We start from the raw sequence: 14,006 nt of genomic DNA, 5'->3' as shown, positions 1-14,006 counted from the left end.
GGCGCCCATGGCGGCCGAAGCCATCACGCAGAAATCACGCTGTTCAAGTCGGTGGGTGCGGCGTTGGAAGATCTCGCCGGCGCCATTCTTGCCTATGAGACAGTGACGGGCCGAAAGTGACAATCAGTGCATCCTTGCCGGAGCTTCCGGTTTCACATGTCCTGCCGGCCGTCGCCTCTGCGCTGGAAAAGCAAAAACGCGCCGTTCTTTCCGCCCCGCCCGGCGCCGGCAAGACGACGCTGGTACCGCTTTACCTGCTTGGCCAGGCCTGGCGCGGCGATGGCAAGATCATCCTGCTGGAGCCACGTCGGCTGGCGGCGCGGGCAGCGGCAAGCCGGATGGCATCGCTCATCGGCGAACAGGTCGGCGGGACGGTCGGTTACCGCATGCGCCTCGACAACAGGATATCGGCCGCGACACGCATCGAGGTGGTGACCGAAGGGGTTTTTGCCCGGATGATCCTCGACGATCCGGAACTGACCGGTGTCTCGGTGGTGATCTTCGACGAATTCCATGAGCGTTCACTGGACGCAGACTTCGGACTCGCTCTGGCGCTCGACGTCCAGTCGGCACTGCGCGACGATCTGCGTATCCTCGTGATGTCGGCGACCCTCGACGTCGAACGCGTGGCCGCGCTGCTCGACCATCCACCTGTCATCGAAAGCCTGGGGCGCAGCTTTCCGATCGATATCCGTTACCAGGATCGGCCGGGCGGCGAACGCATCGAGGATGCGGTGACGCGGGCGATACTCGATGCCCATGCCAATGAGGCCGGCTCGATTCTCGCCTTCCTGCCCGGCCAGGCGGAAATCACCCGGACCGTGGAACGCTTGCAGGGGCGATTCGGAGCCGAGACGCTGATTGCCCCCCTTTACGGCAATCTCAGCCAGAAGGAGCAGGATGCGGCGATCCGGCCAGCATACCAGGGGACACGCAAGATCGTGCTTGCGACATCGATCGCCGAAACGTCGATCACCATCGACGGCGTCAGGATCGTGATCGACAGCGGCTTGCAGCGTCTGCCGGTGTTCGAGGCGTCGACCGGCATCACACGGCTGGAGACGGTGCGCGTGTCGCGGGCTTCCGCCGATCAGCGGGCGGGCCGTGCCGGACGAACGGAACCGGGCATCGCCGTCAGGCTGTGGCACCAGGGACAGACAGCGGCACTGCCGGCCTTCACCCCGCCGCAGATCCTTTCCAGCGATCTCTCGGGGCTGGTGCTCGACCTCGCACATTGGGGCGTTCAAGACCCGGCATCGCTTGCCTTCGTCGATCAACCGCCGGAAACGACGCTGAGGGAGGCGCGGGTTCTGCTCGGCCAGCTCGGCGCCCTCGACAAGGACGGAGCGCTGACAGCGCGTGGCAAGGTGATGCGCGATCTCGCTTTGCCGCCGCGGCTTGCCGCCATGGTCGTCTCGGCGGGAGAAGTGGGACACGCACGCGATGCGGCGATGATCGCCGTGCTTCTCACCGAACAGGGGCTTGGCGGAACGAGTATCGATATCGAGGAGCGGCTGCGACGCTTCAAGGCCGAGCGGGGCGAGAGAGCGGAGGCTTCAAGGCGGCTGGCAGGACGGCTGGCGAGCGGCCTCGACAGCGTTGCCTCAACGGCGCCGGCGCTTGCCGGCCAGTTGCTGCTGCATGCGTTCCCGGATCGAATAGCGATTCAGCGCGGCGGGCGCGGCCGATTCGTGATGGCGAACGGCCGCGGAGCGGAGCTGCCCGAAACCGAGAGGCTGGCCGGCAGCCAGATGCTGGTGATTGCCGACCTGACCGGACGGGCGGCGCGGGCGCGAGTTCTGGCGGCAGCCGAGGTGACACGCGGCGACATCGAAGCCGAGTTGCCCGGTGAGATCAAAACCGACGACCAAATATTCTTCGACCGACAGAGCCGGCAAATCCGGGCGCGGCGGGCAACCCGGCTCGGTGCGATTGTCTTCGAAGAGACGCCTTTGCCGCGCCCGTCCGGGGCAGCAGTCACCCAGGCGCTGGTGGACGGGGTACGCGAACTCGGGCTCGATCAGCTTGCCTTCTCGAAGGAGGCCATGCAGCTTCGCGAGCGGATTGGATTCCTTCACCGGACGATCGGCGAGCCCTGGCCCGATGTCGGCGATGATGCCCTGCTTTCCCGGTTGGACGAGTGGTTCGCACCCTTTCAGACCGAGGCCCGCGGCCTTTCCGAGATTTCCGCAGCCGGGCTTTCGAACGGGCTGATGTCGCTGGTACCGCATGAGCTGCAACGCGACCTTAGCCGGCTTGCGCCAACCCATTTCGAAGCGCCGACCGGCCAAAGGCATCCGATCCAGTATGAGGGCGAGGAGCCGGTGCTGACGATCCGCGTACAGGAGCTGTTTGGACTGAGGCAGCATCCTGCCATTGCCGGTGGCCGCCTGCCGCTGCTGCTCGAGCTCACCTCGCCGGCGCACCGGCCGATCCAGACGACACGCGACCTGCCGGGCTTCTGGGCCGGCTCGTGGAGGGATGTGCGTGCTGATATGCGCGGGCGCTATCCCCGGCATCCCTGGCCGGAGCGGCCGGAGGATGCGTTGCCGACGACACGGGCAAAACCGCGTGGTACATGAGGGCCGTTCAAGGAGCCCTCGGCATGATCGACAAGCCTGGCATGATCGACAACACGGAAGGCTATACACTGGAGGACCGGCACAACAGCCGCAGGCTGCGCCTGCAGACATTGGTGCGGCTGCGCTGGCTTGCCGTCGGCGGACAGGCGCTGACGGTTTTCATCGTTGCCTTCTGGCTGAACTTTCCCCTGCCGCTGATTGCCAGCTCTTCGCTGATCGCCGCCCTTGCCTGGGTGAATTTTTACCTGACGATCCGCTATCCACCGACGCATCGGCTGGAACCGCCAGCCGCCTTTGCCCTGCTCGGCTTCGACCTTTTGCAGCTCTGCGCGCTGCTGTTCATCACCGGCGGCCTTGCCAATCCTTTCGCCGCGCTCGTCTGCGTGCCCGTTATCATTTCCTTTGCCTCGCAGCCGATCCGCTACAGCACCGCGCTGATCGGCTTTGCGATGGTCTGCATCACGGTGCTTGCCTTTTCGCCCTTCCCGCTGCCCTGGTTCGACGGGGTCGAAATCAATGTCCACAACGTCATGCAGTTCGGTGTCTGGTGCTCGATCGCCTCGACCATGGCATTCGCCGCCTTCTATGCCTATCGGGTCTCGATGGAAGCGAGCCAGCTTGCCGATGCGCTGGCTGCGACCGAACTGGTGCTGCAGCGGGAAAAACATCTGTCGCAACTCGATGGGCTGGCGGCCGCGGCCGCCCATGAGCTCGGTACGCCGCTTGCGACGATCAGCGTCGTCGCCAAGGAAATGGAGCGGGAACTCAAGGATGACGATCGTTTCCGCGAGGACGTCATGCTGTTGCGCAGCCAGAGCGAACGCTGCCGCGACATCCTGCGGCGGCTGACGACGCTTTCCTCCGAAGGCGAGGCACATATGCGCCGGCTGCCGCTTTCGTCGATGATCGAGGAGATCGTCGCCCCGCACCGAGAATTCGGTATCGCTCTCGAGCTCATCGAAAAGAGCCCGCGCAAGGGTGAGCCGGTCACCGACCGCAATGCCGGCATCATGTACGGGCTCGGCAACCTGATCGAAAACGCCGTCGATTATGCGCGGGAGAAAGTGATCGTGACTGTCGAGCACGATCACGACAAAGTCCTGATCGTCATCGAGGACGATGGCAACGGTTATGCGCCTGACATTCTGACGCGGATCGGCGAGCCCTATGTGACGAAGCGGCAGAAAGAGGATACGGCTGGCGGCCTCGGGCTCGGGCTGTTCATCGCCAAGACGCTGCTGGAGCGCTCCGGCGCATCGCTGATTTTCGAGAACCGCGATCCGGAAAGTGCGGGCGCGCGCATCCGAATCGAATGGCCACGCATGCTGATCGACGCAAATTCGACAAAATGACTTTGTCGGCATAAACAGGATATAGCGGTTGACGCAGATCGGGCGTTCAACCGCCGGGGCCGAGACGATGACAGAACAGAATCATGACAATTTCACCGCGTCGGACGAGGATCATATCGGTCCCGACGCCAGCCTGCTGATCGTCGATGACGACGGGCCGTTCCTGCGCCGCCTGGCACGGGCGATGGAGACGCGCGGCTTCCAAGTGGAGACGGCCGAATCAGTAGCGGAGGGCGTTGCGAAATCGAGAGGCAGGCCGCCGAAATATGCGGTGGTCGACCTTCGGCTCGGCGACGGCAATGGGCTCGACGTCATCGAGGCGATCCGCCAGCGGCGCGACGACACCAGGATCATCGTGCTGACCGGCTACGGCAATATCGCAACGGCGGTCACGGCCGTGAAGCTCGGCGCCGTCGATTATCTTGCAAAACCTGCGGATGCCGACGATGTGTTTTCGGCGCTGACACAGCGGCCGGGTGAAAAGGCTGAGCTTCCCGAAAATCCGATGTCGGCCGACCGGGTGCGCTGGGAGCACATCCAGCGAGTCTATGAAATGTGCGAGCGCAATGTTTCCGAAACGGCGCGCCGGCTCAATATGCACCGGCGGACGCTGCAGCGTATCCTTGCCAAACGCGCGCCGAAATAGACGCGCACCTCGCGCGCTTATAATTAGACGTCGTCCACAGTGAACGGTTTTCCGTTCGCCCATTCGGCCATCATCAGCCTTTGCGCGGCAGCACGCGAGAAGTTGAGCGTGACGGATTTGCGCGTGGCCGGCGCCATGCGGTGTTCCGGCGCCTCGCGAATCATATGGGCGCCATAACCATCCGACAGGAACAGTCCGCATTCCTCGGGAAAGATCTCCAGCGGCACATCCTGGTGAGTCGCAAAGAACAGGCGGTCGCAATGCAGCCTGTATTCCGGCCATTTGCGATCCACCCTGAAATCCTCGATCGAGGTCTTGATTTCGATGATCCAGACCTCGCCTTTTTCCGAAAGAGTGATCAGATCGGCGCGGCGGCCGCTGGCCAGCGGCAGTTCGGGCAGCACGGCGTGGCGCATTTCATGCAGCAATATCTGCGTTCCACGCCGCACCATCATGGCCCTGTCCGATTGCCGGCCATCGATTAACGGATTGTTATTGTAAACGCTCAAAATCGTCATGGATAACCATCAGAGGGGCTGGCGTGTTGTTGCAAAAAAACCATGCGCTTCTAATTTGCGCGGCAGACGGATTTGTCGCGCTGCAGTAGCCTTGCAAAGCGCAAGTTAATCGAAAATAAACCATAATCAACGATGGTCGAAAGACCGTTCTCCTTGCCCCAAAACTTCAAGAGTCATCCATGCGCATCTGCAATGCATTCCCTGTATTTGGCCTGCTGGCGACGCTCGCTCTGGCCGGTTGCTCTACGACATCAGACAGCGCATCCGTCGACGACAAGGGCGCAGGCCCGACGGTACAGACAGCACAGATCTTCAATGACGCCTACGGCGTGACGAAGGATGCCGGATACTCCCTGCCGGCGATCCCGATCGACAGGGTCAAGCCGCAGTTCCGCCGTCAGGTCGTCAGCTACCAGACCACCGAGCGCCCCGGTACAATCATCGTCAATACGCGCGAGCGCTTCCTCTATTACATCCTGGCCAACGGCAAGGCGATGCGCTACGGCATCGGCGTCGGCAAGCAGGGCTTCGCATGGGCCGGCACCGCCTACGTCGCCTGGAAGCAGGAATGGCCGAACTGGCACCCGCCGAAGGAAATGGCCGTCCGCCGTCCTGATCTCGCCAAGTACGTCGAGGACGGCATGGGTCCGGGGCTGACCAATCCGCTCGGCGCGCGCGCCATGTATCTTTTCAACGAGGACGGTAAAGACACGCTCTTCCGCCTGCACGGCACGCCGGAATGGGCCTCCATCGGCACCGCCGCTTCCTCGGGCTGCATTCGCCTGATGAACCAGGACGTCATCGATCTCTACAGCCGCGTTCGTCCCGGCAAGGGCACGTCCAAGGTCGTCGTCATTCAATAAGCTAATTGCCGAATTCGGTATAAAAAAGGCCGCCGGAACTGTCGTTCCGGCGGCCTTTTCGCATTCTCCGGCAAGCGTCACGCGGCCTGTTTCGCCTTGAGCTCGCGGCGGCGGCGGTGAAGCACCGGCTCGGTGTAGCCGTTCGGCTGTTCCCTACCCTTGAGGACGAGATCGAGGGCAGCCTGGAAGGCGATCGAGTCGTCGAAATTGTCGGCCATCGGCTGATAGGCGGTATCCGACGCATTCTGACCGTCGACGACGGCGGCCATGCGTTTCATCGTCTCGACGATCTGAGCTTCGGTGACGACCTTGTGATGCAACCAGTTCGCCATATGCTGGGCCGAAATGCGCAGCGTCGCGCGATCTTCCATCAGGCCGACATTGTTGATGTCGGGCACCTTCGAGCAGCCGACGCCCTGATCAACCCAGCGCACGACGTAGCCGAGGATGCCTTGAGCATTGTTGTCGAGTTCGCGCTGGATTTCCTCCGGCGTCCAGTTCGGCCGCACCGCAACCGGCACGGAGAGAATGTCGGAGAGCTTGGCGCGAGCGCGATCCTTCAGCCCCTGCTGGACACGGGCGACATTGACGCGGTGGTAATGGGTGGCATGCAGGGTTGCGGCCGTCGGCGACGGCACCCAGGCGGTGTTGGCGCCGGCCTTCGGGTGGGTGATCTTCTGTTCGAGCATCGCCGCCATCAGATCCGGCATCGCCCACATGCCCTTGCCGATCTGGGCGTGGCCGGCAAGGCCGCATTCGAGGCCGATGTCGACGTTCCAGTTTTCATAGGCGGAAATCCACGCCGCCTGGCGCATGTCGCCCTTACGAATCATTGGGCCGGCTTCCATCGACGTGTGGATCTCGTCGCCGGTGCGATCGAGGAAGCCGGTATTGATGAAGACGACGCGCTCGCGGGCGGTACGGATGCATTCCTTGAGGTTGACGGTCGTGCGGCGCTCCTCGTCCATGATGCCCATCTTGATGGCATTGCGCAGCAGGCCAAGCGCATCTTCGACCCGCGAGAAGATTTCGACGGCGAAGGCCACCTCTTCCGGCCCATGCATCTTCGGTTTGACCACATACATGGAGCCGGTGCGGGAATTCTTCCGCCGGCCGGAGGGACCAATATCGTAAAGCGCGATCAGGCCGGTGATAACAGCATCCATGATGCCCTCAGGCACTTCATTGCCGTCGCGGTCGAGGATCGCCGGGTTGGTCATGAGGTGGCCGACATTGCGTACCAGCATCAGCGAGCGGCGGTGCACCTCGAAGGCGGCACCATCCGGGCCGGCATATTGCAGATCCGGATTGAGCCTGCGGATGAAGCTCGTTCCGCCTTTTGCCACCTCTTCCTGCAGGTCGCCCTTCATCAGGCCGAGCCAGTTGCGATAGACGACGACCTTGTCCTCGGCATCGACAGCGGCAATCGAATCCTCGCAGTCCATGATCGTCGTAATTGCCGATTCCAGCCAGACATCGGAAATATCGGCCGGATCGGCTTTCCCGATCGTCGTCGTCGCATCGATGACGATTTCGATGTGAATGCCGTTGTTCTTCAGGAGAATATGCGTCGGGGCGGCGGGATCTCCGCGATAGCCGGCAAAATGCTTGCCATCCGTCAGCATGGCCTGCTCGCCATCGATCGATCTGACAGAGAGCGCTCCATCCCTGACGGCGAAGCCGCCAACGTCCTTCCACCGGCAGTCCTGCAGCGGCGCTGATGTATCGAGGAAATCGCGCACCCAGGCGATGACCTTCTCGCCGCGTTTCGGATTGTAGCCCTTGCCTTTTTGGGCGCCGTCGCTCTCGGGAATGGCGTCCGTGCCGTAGAGCGCATCATAGAGCGAACCCCAGCGGGCATTGGCGGCATTCAGGGCATAGCGAGCATTCATGACGGGAACGACGAGCTGCGGGCCGGCGATCGATGCGATCTCCGGATCGACATTTTCGGTCGAGACCTGGAAGTCCGATCCTTCCGGCAGGAGATAGCCGATGTCGCGGAGGAAGGACTGGTAATCGTCCATATCTGCCGGGGCGCCGTGCCGGCGGTACCAGTCGTCGATCTTTACTTGCAGCTCATCGCGTTTTGCCAGCAGCGCACGATTCTTCGGGGCGAGATCGTGGACTACAGCCGAAAAATCGGCAAAGAACTTGTCCGCATCGACCGCCAGGCCCGGCAGCACCTCCTTGACGAGGAAATCATGAAGGACGGTTTCGATGGCAAGACCGTTCTTATCAACGCGGCTCATGCGACATTCTCCCTGGCAACGACTTTTGAATGCTGCCACTTTGCCCGGCTTTCATTCATAGTCAATTCTGCAATAATTCGAAAGATTTATGCCTTCGTGGAAATTATGCGCGGGGTCACGCGCATCGGCAATCCGTTCTGTGGCTGCGTCGTCAGCTTCTGCACCGGCCAGGGGTTGGTCTGATCGGTGGAATCGAAGCGATAACGATGCATCAGGACAGCAAGCGCGATCACTGCCTCCTGAAGTGCAAAGGTTGCGCCGATGCAGACACGCGGGCCAGCGCCGAAAGGCAGGAACTGAAAGCGGCCGATAGAGCCGCGATTTTCCGGCAGGAAGCGTTCGGGCATATAGGCGCGCGGCCTGTCCCAGTGAAGTTCGTGGCGATGCAGCGTCCAGGGCATGACGAGCACCGTGACACCGGCCTCAAGCTCGACCCGCTCGCCCTTGGGGCTTGTCCAGGAATCATCTGATATGGCAGCGCGATTGATCGATGGCGCCGGCGGATAAAGGCGCAAGGTCTCCTCAAAGGCGGCGCGCGTCTGCGGCATCATATCCAGCCATTCCACAGGTTTGGCCCCGGTAGCGAGCACCGCGTCGATTTCTTCCTCCATCCCCTCGCGGATATGCGGGCTGTTCGATACGCAATACAGCGTCCAGGCCAATGCCCGGGCTGTGGTTTCATGCCCCGCGCCGATGAAGGTCAGGATATTGTCTTCGATCTCTTCTTTGGTCAGCCCGTCGGGGCCGGCCTGCTCCAGGAGCAGTGTCAGGAAATCCTCGGGCGCGCTGCTGCGGTCTGCCTTCATCTTTGCAAGCCGCATATCCATCGTGTTGCGCACGATGGCTCGGAATTTCTCCAGCACTTTCTGACCGCCGATGCGTGTCACACGTGGAACCCATGAGGGAGCGCGCATCAGATCCATCGGATCGACGCGGCCCATGCGATGCAGGAGTTCATTGACGTCGTCGGCGAAATGGCCGCTCGAGGTGACGATTTCGCCGGAGAACAATGTGTCAGCCAGAATCGCGAAGGTCAGCTCGGTCATATCGGTGCTGATATCGAAAATTGCGCCTGCCTCGCCGGCGCCCTCATATTTGCGGGCATAGTCTTCGGACTGGCGCAGCATCTGCCCGGCGAAGCCTTGGGCATGGCGGGGCGTGAAAATAGGCGCCACCGCCTTGCGCGATCTTTTCCAGACAGGACCTTCGGCGGTCAGAAGGCCGTCGCGGAGGATCGGACGCAGGACGAGCTGGCGCACATCCGACATGCGGTAATTATTGGCATTATCGACAAGCACGTGCTTGATCAGGCCGGGATCATTGACGATCAGCGTCCTCTGGCCGAAGAAATTGGTGCGGATCCACGGCAGCGTGTAGGACGGCTCGCCCCAGAGTTCGAGCGGATTGCGCAGGATGATGCGAATGATTTCCAGCCGGCTCGGCGGCACGGTACGCGGCAGCGGTGCTGGCGGGACGAAGGGGTCCGGACGCATGTCCATCGTAAAAGCCTTTCGGGGAAGATCTAGGCCTTCCCGGCAAGCTTGAAGCTAGAGCAGGCCCTTAAGTTCGTCCAGCTTGTCGTTGATCAGCCAGCCGTAATAATTCTCTTCCGGCCAGATGGTCGTACCGGCGCCGCGGTTCTTCGCAGCAAGGGCTGCGGCGCGCTGGCGCGAATTGCCGACATTATAAAGCGTTGCCGTCAGGCCGGGATTGCCCGAGATATCCATGCCGGCGATCTCCTTGTAATCGTCGATCGACCTGCGGACCGAGGCCGCGACGAAGGCGAGCGAGATATCGGGATCCATGATGGCCTTGTAGACGGCGCCGGCATTCTTCTCATTCAGCTTCGGATAACCCGACACGCGGGTCACGAGATCGGAGAGCATCAGCGCCGTCAGCGGATTGACCTGGCCGAGGCCGAAGGTCTGACCGGCATAGAAGGGCTGGAAGAAGACTGCGCTGAAGCGGTTGTTGGGGAAGCTCGTACCACCCACCGTCTTGCCGCGGAAATCGGTTTCCCAGACATCTTCGCGGCAGGACCAGAGCGAGTAGGAATCGCTCTTGCCTTTGCATTCGGCAAATTGCGGCCGCGCCACGAATTCGTCGACGTTTTCGCCGTCATAGGCGAAGCGGAAGCTTTCTCCGGCGTAGGAGACAGCCTTGACATAATAGGCCTGCAGCCGGTCGTAGGCGTCGACATTATAGGTGTGTTCGCCGACGATCGCGCCGACGACATGGATGGGATTGATGCCGTAGGCGCTGGAGATCTTGCGGATCTTGCTCATCAGCTCGCGATCGGTTGCCAGAAGCTCATGAACCTTTTCGTATTTCAGATCGAAGCTGCTCTTGGTGCCCTTGGTGCGCCTGATGGAAGCACCCGGAATATCGGGCTGCTCGGCGTGACGATTGCCGGCCGGCACCGTCTGCATTGCGAAGGCAGGCGCCGAATTCACCAGGGCAACGGCAATCATAAGGCTTGTCAAAAGGCGTCGCACGATCCGTTATCCCGTCCGTTCCATCGTCTTGTTTGTGATGCGGCTGCCTGGACCAGAATCTTGGCCGAATAAAGCCGAGCAGAAAACAAAACGGGCCTTCACTAGAAAGTAAAAGGCCCGTTGTCGAGAGTCGCGTTCGTTACAATCCGTCATTCATGCCGGGAAGACATGAAGCGGTGCACCGATATCACAGAATGAAGCGCGAGAGATCGGTATTCTGCGCGAGATCTCCGACATGTTCGCGCACATAGGCGGCATCGATCGTTACGGCCGTCCCGCCCCGATCCGGCGCGTTGTAGGAAATATCGTCCAGCACCCGCTCCATCACCGTCTGCAGACGGCGTGCGCCGATGTTTTCGACGGAGGAGTTCAGATGCACGGCGACATCGGCAAGCGCGTCGATTGCGTCGTCGGTGAATTCGAGGCTCAGGCTTTCCGTCTCCATCAGCGCGCGGTACTGGCGGATGAGGCTTGCTTCCGTCTCGGTCAGGATCCGGCGGAAATCATCCTTGTTCAGCGCACGCAATTCGACACGGATCGGCAGGCGGCCCTGCAGTTCCGGCAGAAGATCCGAGGGCTTGGAGACATGGAAGGCGCCGGAGGCGATGAACAGGATATGGTCCGTCTTGACCGGCCCGTATTTGGTCGAAACCGTCGTGCCTTCGACGAGCGGCAAGAGGTCGCGCTGGACGCCTTCGCGTGAAACCCCGGCGCCCATGCCACCGTCGCGGGCGGCGATCTTGTCGATTTCGTCGAGGAAGACGATACCGTCATTCTCGGTGGAGCGAACGGCTTCGCGCTGGATCACTTCGTTGTCGATCAGCTTGTCGGATTCGTCGAGGATCAAGTCGCCATAGGAGGCCTTGACTGTGGTGCGGACCTTCTTGGTGCGGCCGCCCATCGCCTTGCCGAACATTTCCGACAGGTTCAGCACGCCGATATTGGCGCCCGGCATGCCGGGAATTTCGAAGCCACCCATGCCGGAACCGGCATCGGCGACCTCGATATCGATTTCCTTGTCGTCGAGCTCGCCGTCCCGGAGCTTCTTTCGGAAGTTTTCGCGCGTGGCAGGCGATGCCGTGGTGCCGACCAGCGCATCGAGAACACGCTCCTCGGCGCTCACATGCGCCTTGGCCTGCACCTCGGCCCGCTTCTTCTCGCGCACCAGGCCGATGCCGACCTCGACCAGGTCACGGATGATCTGCTCGACATCGCGGCCGACATAGCCGACTTCGGTGAATTTGGTGGCTTCCACCTTGATGAAGGGCGCACCGGCGAGTTTTGCCAGGCGGCGGGAGATTTCCGTCTTGCCGACGCCGGTCGGGCCGATCATCAGGATGTTCTTCGGCATGACCTCGTCGCGCAGGCTCGGATCGAGCTGCTGGCGGCGCCAGCGATTGCGCAGCGCAATCGCAACGGCGCGCTTGGCATCATGCTGGCCGATGATGTAGCGATCGAGCTCGGAAACAATCTCGCGGGGGGAAAAAGTGGTCATTGTGTATCATTCTCCTGGCGGTCCAGGGCCATCAACAGCGCCCGGCCGTATTTCGTCGTTGTTTCGCCAAGTCCTTGAAAGCCCGCCTTGGTATAGGCTCTGATTGCGAATGCATTGTCAGGATGCGGATCGACCAGGATCCGCTGCGCGCCCTTTGCAAAGAGCATATCGCAGAACCCTATCACAAAGGCCGGTCCATGACCCTTGCCCGCGAGTTCCTCGATGCCGATGAACTGGTCGATGCCGTAGGTGCCCTTCGGCTGACCGGCGAGCGCTTCATCGTCCTCGTCGTCGAGATCGGCCGCCTGGATAAAGGCGAAGTCCTTTCCATTCAGCGTGACGATGAAACACGAGACGGAGACCGCGTCGATATGCTTTTCCATCGAAGCCAGCGCCTTGGCCGGATCGCTCCACCAGCGCCTGACATGCCGGCTTTCCAGCCATTTGGCGAGGAGCGGCAGGTCAACCGCGGCAAGCGGCCGGAAGGCATAGGGTTCAGCCTTCGGCATCCAGCGATTCCACCACGACGTTGTGGTTCGTGTAGACGCAGATGTCGGCGGCGATATCGAGGGCGCGGCGGGCGATCTCCTCGGCTGATTTGTCGGTATCCATGAGTGCGAGGGCGGCCGCGAGGGCAAAATTGCCGCCGGAACCGATCGCCGTCGTGCCATGCTCCGGCTCCAGAACGTCACCATTGCCGGTGATCGCCAGCGTGATCGACTTGTCGGCGACGAGCATCATGGCTTCGAGATTGCGCAGGTATTTGTCGGTGCGCCAGTCCTTGGCGAGCTCGACGGCGGCGCGCATCAGCTGACCAGGATATTGCTCCAGCTTCTTTTCGAGCCTTTCGAGCAAGGTGAAGGCATCGGCGGTGGCGCCGGCAAAACCGGCGATGACTTCGCCCTTGCCGATGCGGCGCACCTTGCGGGCATTGCCCTTCATGACGGTCTGGCCGAGGCTCACTTGGCCGTCGCCCGCCATCACCACCTTGCCGCCTTTTCGAACTGTAATGATTGTTGTCATAAAACACCTGTCTGCCGGGCCGCATGCCGGCCCTGTTGAGCCCTATGTAAGTGGGCCGGAGCGGATTGCAAATGGGCCGGCTTTTCTCTTGCCCGGCTTCTGGATATTTCCCGATGCGCCTGATAAGGAACGGCCTTATTCCCGATGGAGGGCCATATGGCCGAGACCGCAGCAAGCCGCACGGGCAGCGTTTCCCGCAAGACCAACGAAACCTCGATTTCCGTTTCCGTCAATCTCGACGGCACCGGCAAATCGACGATCTCGACGGGCGTCGGCTTCTTCGACCACATGCTCGACCAGCTTTCGCGACATTCCCTCATCGACATGGAGATCGATGCCAAGGGCGACCTGCATATCGACGACCATCATACGGTCGAAGATACCGGCATCGCCATCGGCCAGGCGATCTCCAAGGCACTCGGCGACCGGCGTGGCATCACCCGCTACGCTTCGATCGATCTCGCCATGGACGAGACGATGACCAAGGCTGCGGTCGATCTTTCCGGCCGGCCGTTCCTCGTCTGGAATGTCGCCTTCAGCGCTCCGAAGATCGGCACTTTCGATACCGAGCTCGTTCGCGAGTTCTTCCATGCGCTCGCCCAGAATGCCGGCATAACCTTGCATATTCTCAACCATTATGGCGCCAACAATCACCATATTGCCGAGACATGCTTCAAGGCCGTTGCGCGTGCACTGCGCACGGCGACAGAGATCGATCCGAGACAGGCGGGCCGTGTTCCCTCGACCAAGGGCACGCTCGTCTGAGCCCTTCAAGGGAGCGGC

Annotated in this window: 13 protein-coding genes (1 of these 13 running past the window's edge); 6 read left to right on the top strand and 7 right to left on the bottom strand. The window is 61.6% G+C overall.

The features are described 5' to 3' along the window. From lhpI to AC2444_RS21820, 4 genes are all read left to right on the top strand, one after another. Nucleotides 1–120, top strand: partial view of a bifunctional Delta(1)-pyrroline-2-carboxylate/Delta(1)-piperideine-2-carboxylate reductase gene (lhpI, locus tag AC2444_RS21835; RefSeq protein WP_012759593.1) — the 3' portion only. It extends 828 nt beyond the left edge of the window; 120 of the gene's 948 nt are visible here — the last part of the coding sequence; its start codon lies beyond the left edge, outside the window; the stop codon is at nt 118–120. After that, a complete protein-coding gene (hrpB, locus tag AC2444_RS21830; RefSeq protein ID WP_012759592.1) occupies nt 117–2,582 on the top strand; it encodes an ATP-dependent helicase HrpB in 2,466 nt (821 codons plus the stop codon). The genes lhpI and hrpB overlap by 4 nt, the downstream gene beginning before the upstream one ends. Nucleotides 2,583–2,605: 23 nt before the next feature. Continuing rightward, nucleotides 2,606–3,934 carry an ActS/PrrB/RegB family redox-sensitive histidine kinase gene (locus AC2444_RS21825; protein WP_012759591.1) on the top strand — a complete coding sequence of 443 codons (1,329 nt, stop codon included), beginning with the start codon at nt 2,606–2,608 and terminating at the stop codon, nt 3,932–3,934. A gap of 67 nt (nt 3,935–4,001) precedes the next feature. Then, on the top strand, nt 4,002–4,580 hold the full coding sequence (locus AC2444_RS21820) for an ActR/PrrA/RegA family redox response regulator transcription factor (RefSeq protein WP_012759590.1): 579 nt from the start codon (nt 4,002–4,004) through the stop codon (nt 4,578–4,580). 23 nt (nt 4,581–4,603) lie between these two features. Here AC2444_RS21820 and AC2444_RS21815 read toward each other — a convergent pair whose 3' ends face one another. Beyond that, nucleotides 4,604–5,098, bottom strand: coding sequence for an MmcB family DNA repair protein (locus AC2444_RS21815; RefSeq protein ID WP_012759589.1), 495 nt, complete (start codon nt 5,096–5,098; stop codon nt 4,604–4,606). 179 nt (nt 5,099–5,277) lie between these two features. Between AC2444_RS21815 and AC2444_RS21810 the strand changes: the two genes are divergently transcribed. Further along, a complete protein-coding gene (locus AC2444_RS21810; RefSeq protein WP_012759588.1) occupies nt 5,278–5,961 on the top strand; it encodes a L,D-transpeptidase in 684 nt (227 codons plus the stop codon). Nucleotides 5,962–6,038: 77 nt separating this feature from the next. Here AC2444_RS21810 and AC2444_RS21805 read toward each other — a convergent pair whose 3' ends face one another. From AC2444_RS21805 to hslV, 6 genes are all read right to left on the bottom strand, one after another. Then, the gene (locus tag AC2444_RS21805; protein WP_012759587.1) at nt 6,039–8,210 is read right to left on the bottom strand and encodes a malate synthase G; all 2,172 of its coding nucleotides are present in this window, start codon (nt 8,208–8,210) and stop codon (nt 6,039–6,041) included. 86 nt (nt 8,211–8,296) lie between these two features. Next, nucleotides 8,297–9,709, bottom strand: a complete 1,413-nt coding sequence (locus AC2444_RS21800) for a cytochrome P450 (RefSeq protein ID WP_128438353.1) — start codon at nt 9,707–9,709, stop codon at nt 8,297–8,299. Between the two features lie 48 nt (nt 9,710–9,757). Further along, nucleotides 9,758–10,705: a DUF1402 family protein gene (locus AC2444_RS21795; RefSeq protein WP_041935604.1), complete on the bottom strand. Its 948-nt coding sequence runs from the start codon at nt 10,703–10,705 to the stop codon at nt 9,758–9,760. Between the two features lie 187 nt (nt 10,706–10,892). Continuing rightward, nucleotides 10,893–12,200 carry an ATP-dependent protease ATPase subunit HslU gene (hslU, locus tag AC2444_RS21790; RefSeq protein ID WP_012759584.1) on the bottom strand — a complete coding sequence of 436 codons (1,308 nt, stop codon included), beginning with the start codon at nt 12,198–12,200 and terminating at the stop codon, nt 10,893–10,895. Beyond that, complete coding sequence (locus AC2444_RS21785; protein WP_012759583.1) at nt 12,197–12,709, bottom strand: GNAT family N-acetyltransferase; 513 nt, start codon at nt 12,707–12,709, stop codon at nt 12,197–12,199. Before AC2444_RS21785 ends, hslU begins: the two co-directional genes overlap by 4 nt. Further along, nucleotides 12,696–13,223, bottom strand: coding sequence for an ATP-dependent protease subunit HslV (hslV, locus tag AC2444_RS21780; RefSeq protein ID WP_012759582.1), 528 nt, complete (start codon nt 13,221–13,223; stop codon nt 12,696–12,698). The genes AC2444_RS21785 and hslV overlap by 14 nt, the downstream gene beginning before the upstream one ends. Before the next feature lie 156 nt (nt 13,224–13,379). Between hslV and hisB the strand changes: the two genes are divergently transcribed. Then, nucleotides 13,380–13,988 (top strand): imidazoleglycerol-phosphate dehydratase HisB, encoded by a 609-nt coding sequence (gene hisB, locus AC2444_RS21775; protein WP_003544176.1) that lies wholly within the window; start codon nt 13,380–13,382, stop codon nt 13,986–13,988. Nucleotides 13,989–14,006: the final 18 nt, after the last annotated feature.

This window comes from Rhizobium sp. WSM1328, from assembly GCF_057653715.1.
This window is presented reverse-complemented; position numbering and strand designations above follow the sequence as displayed.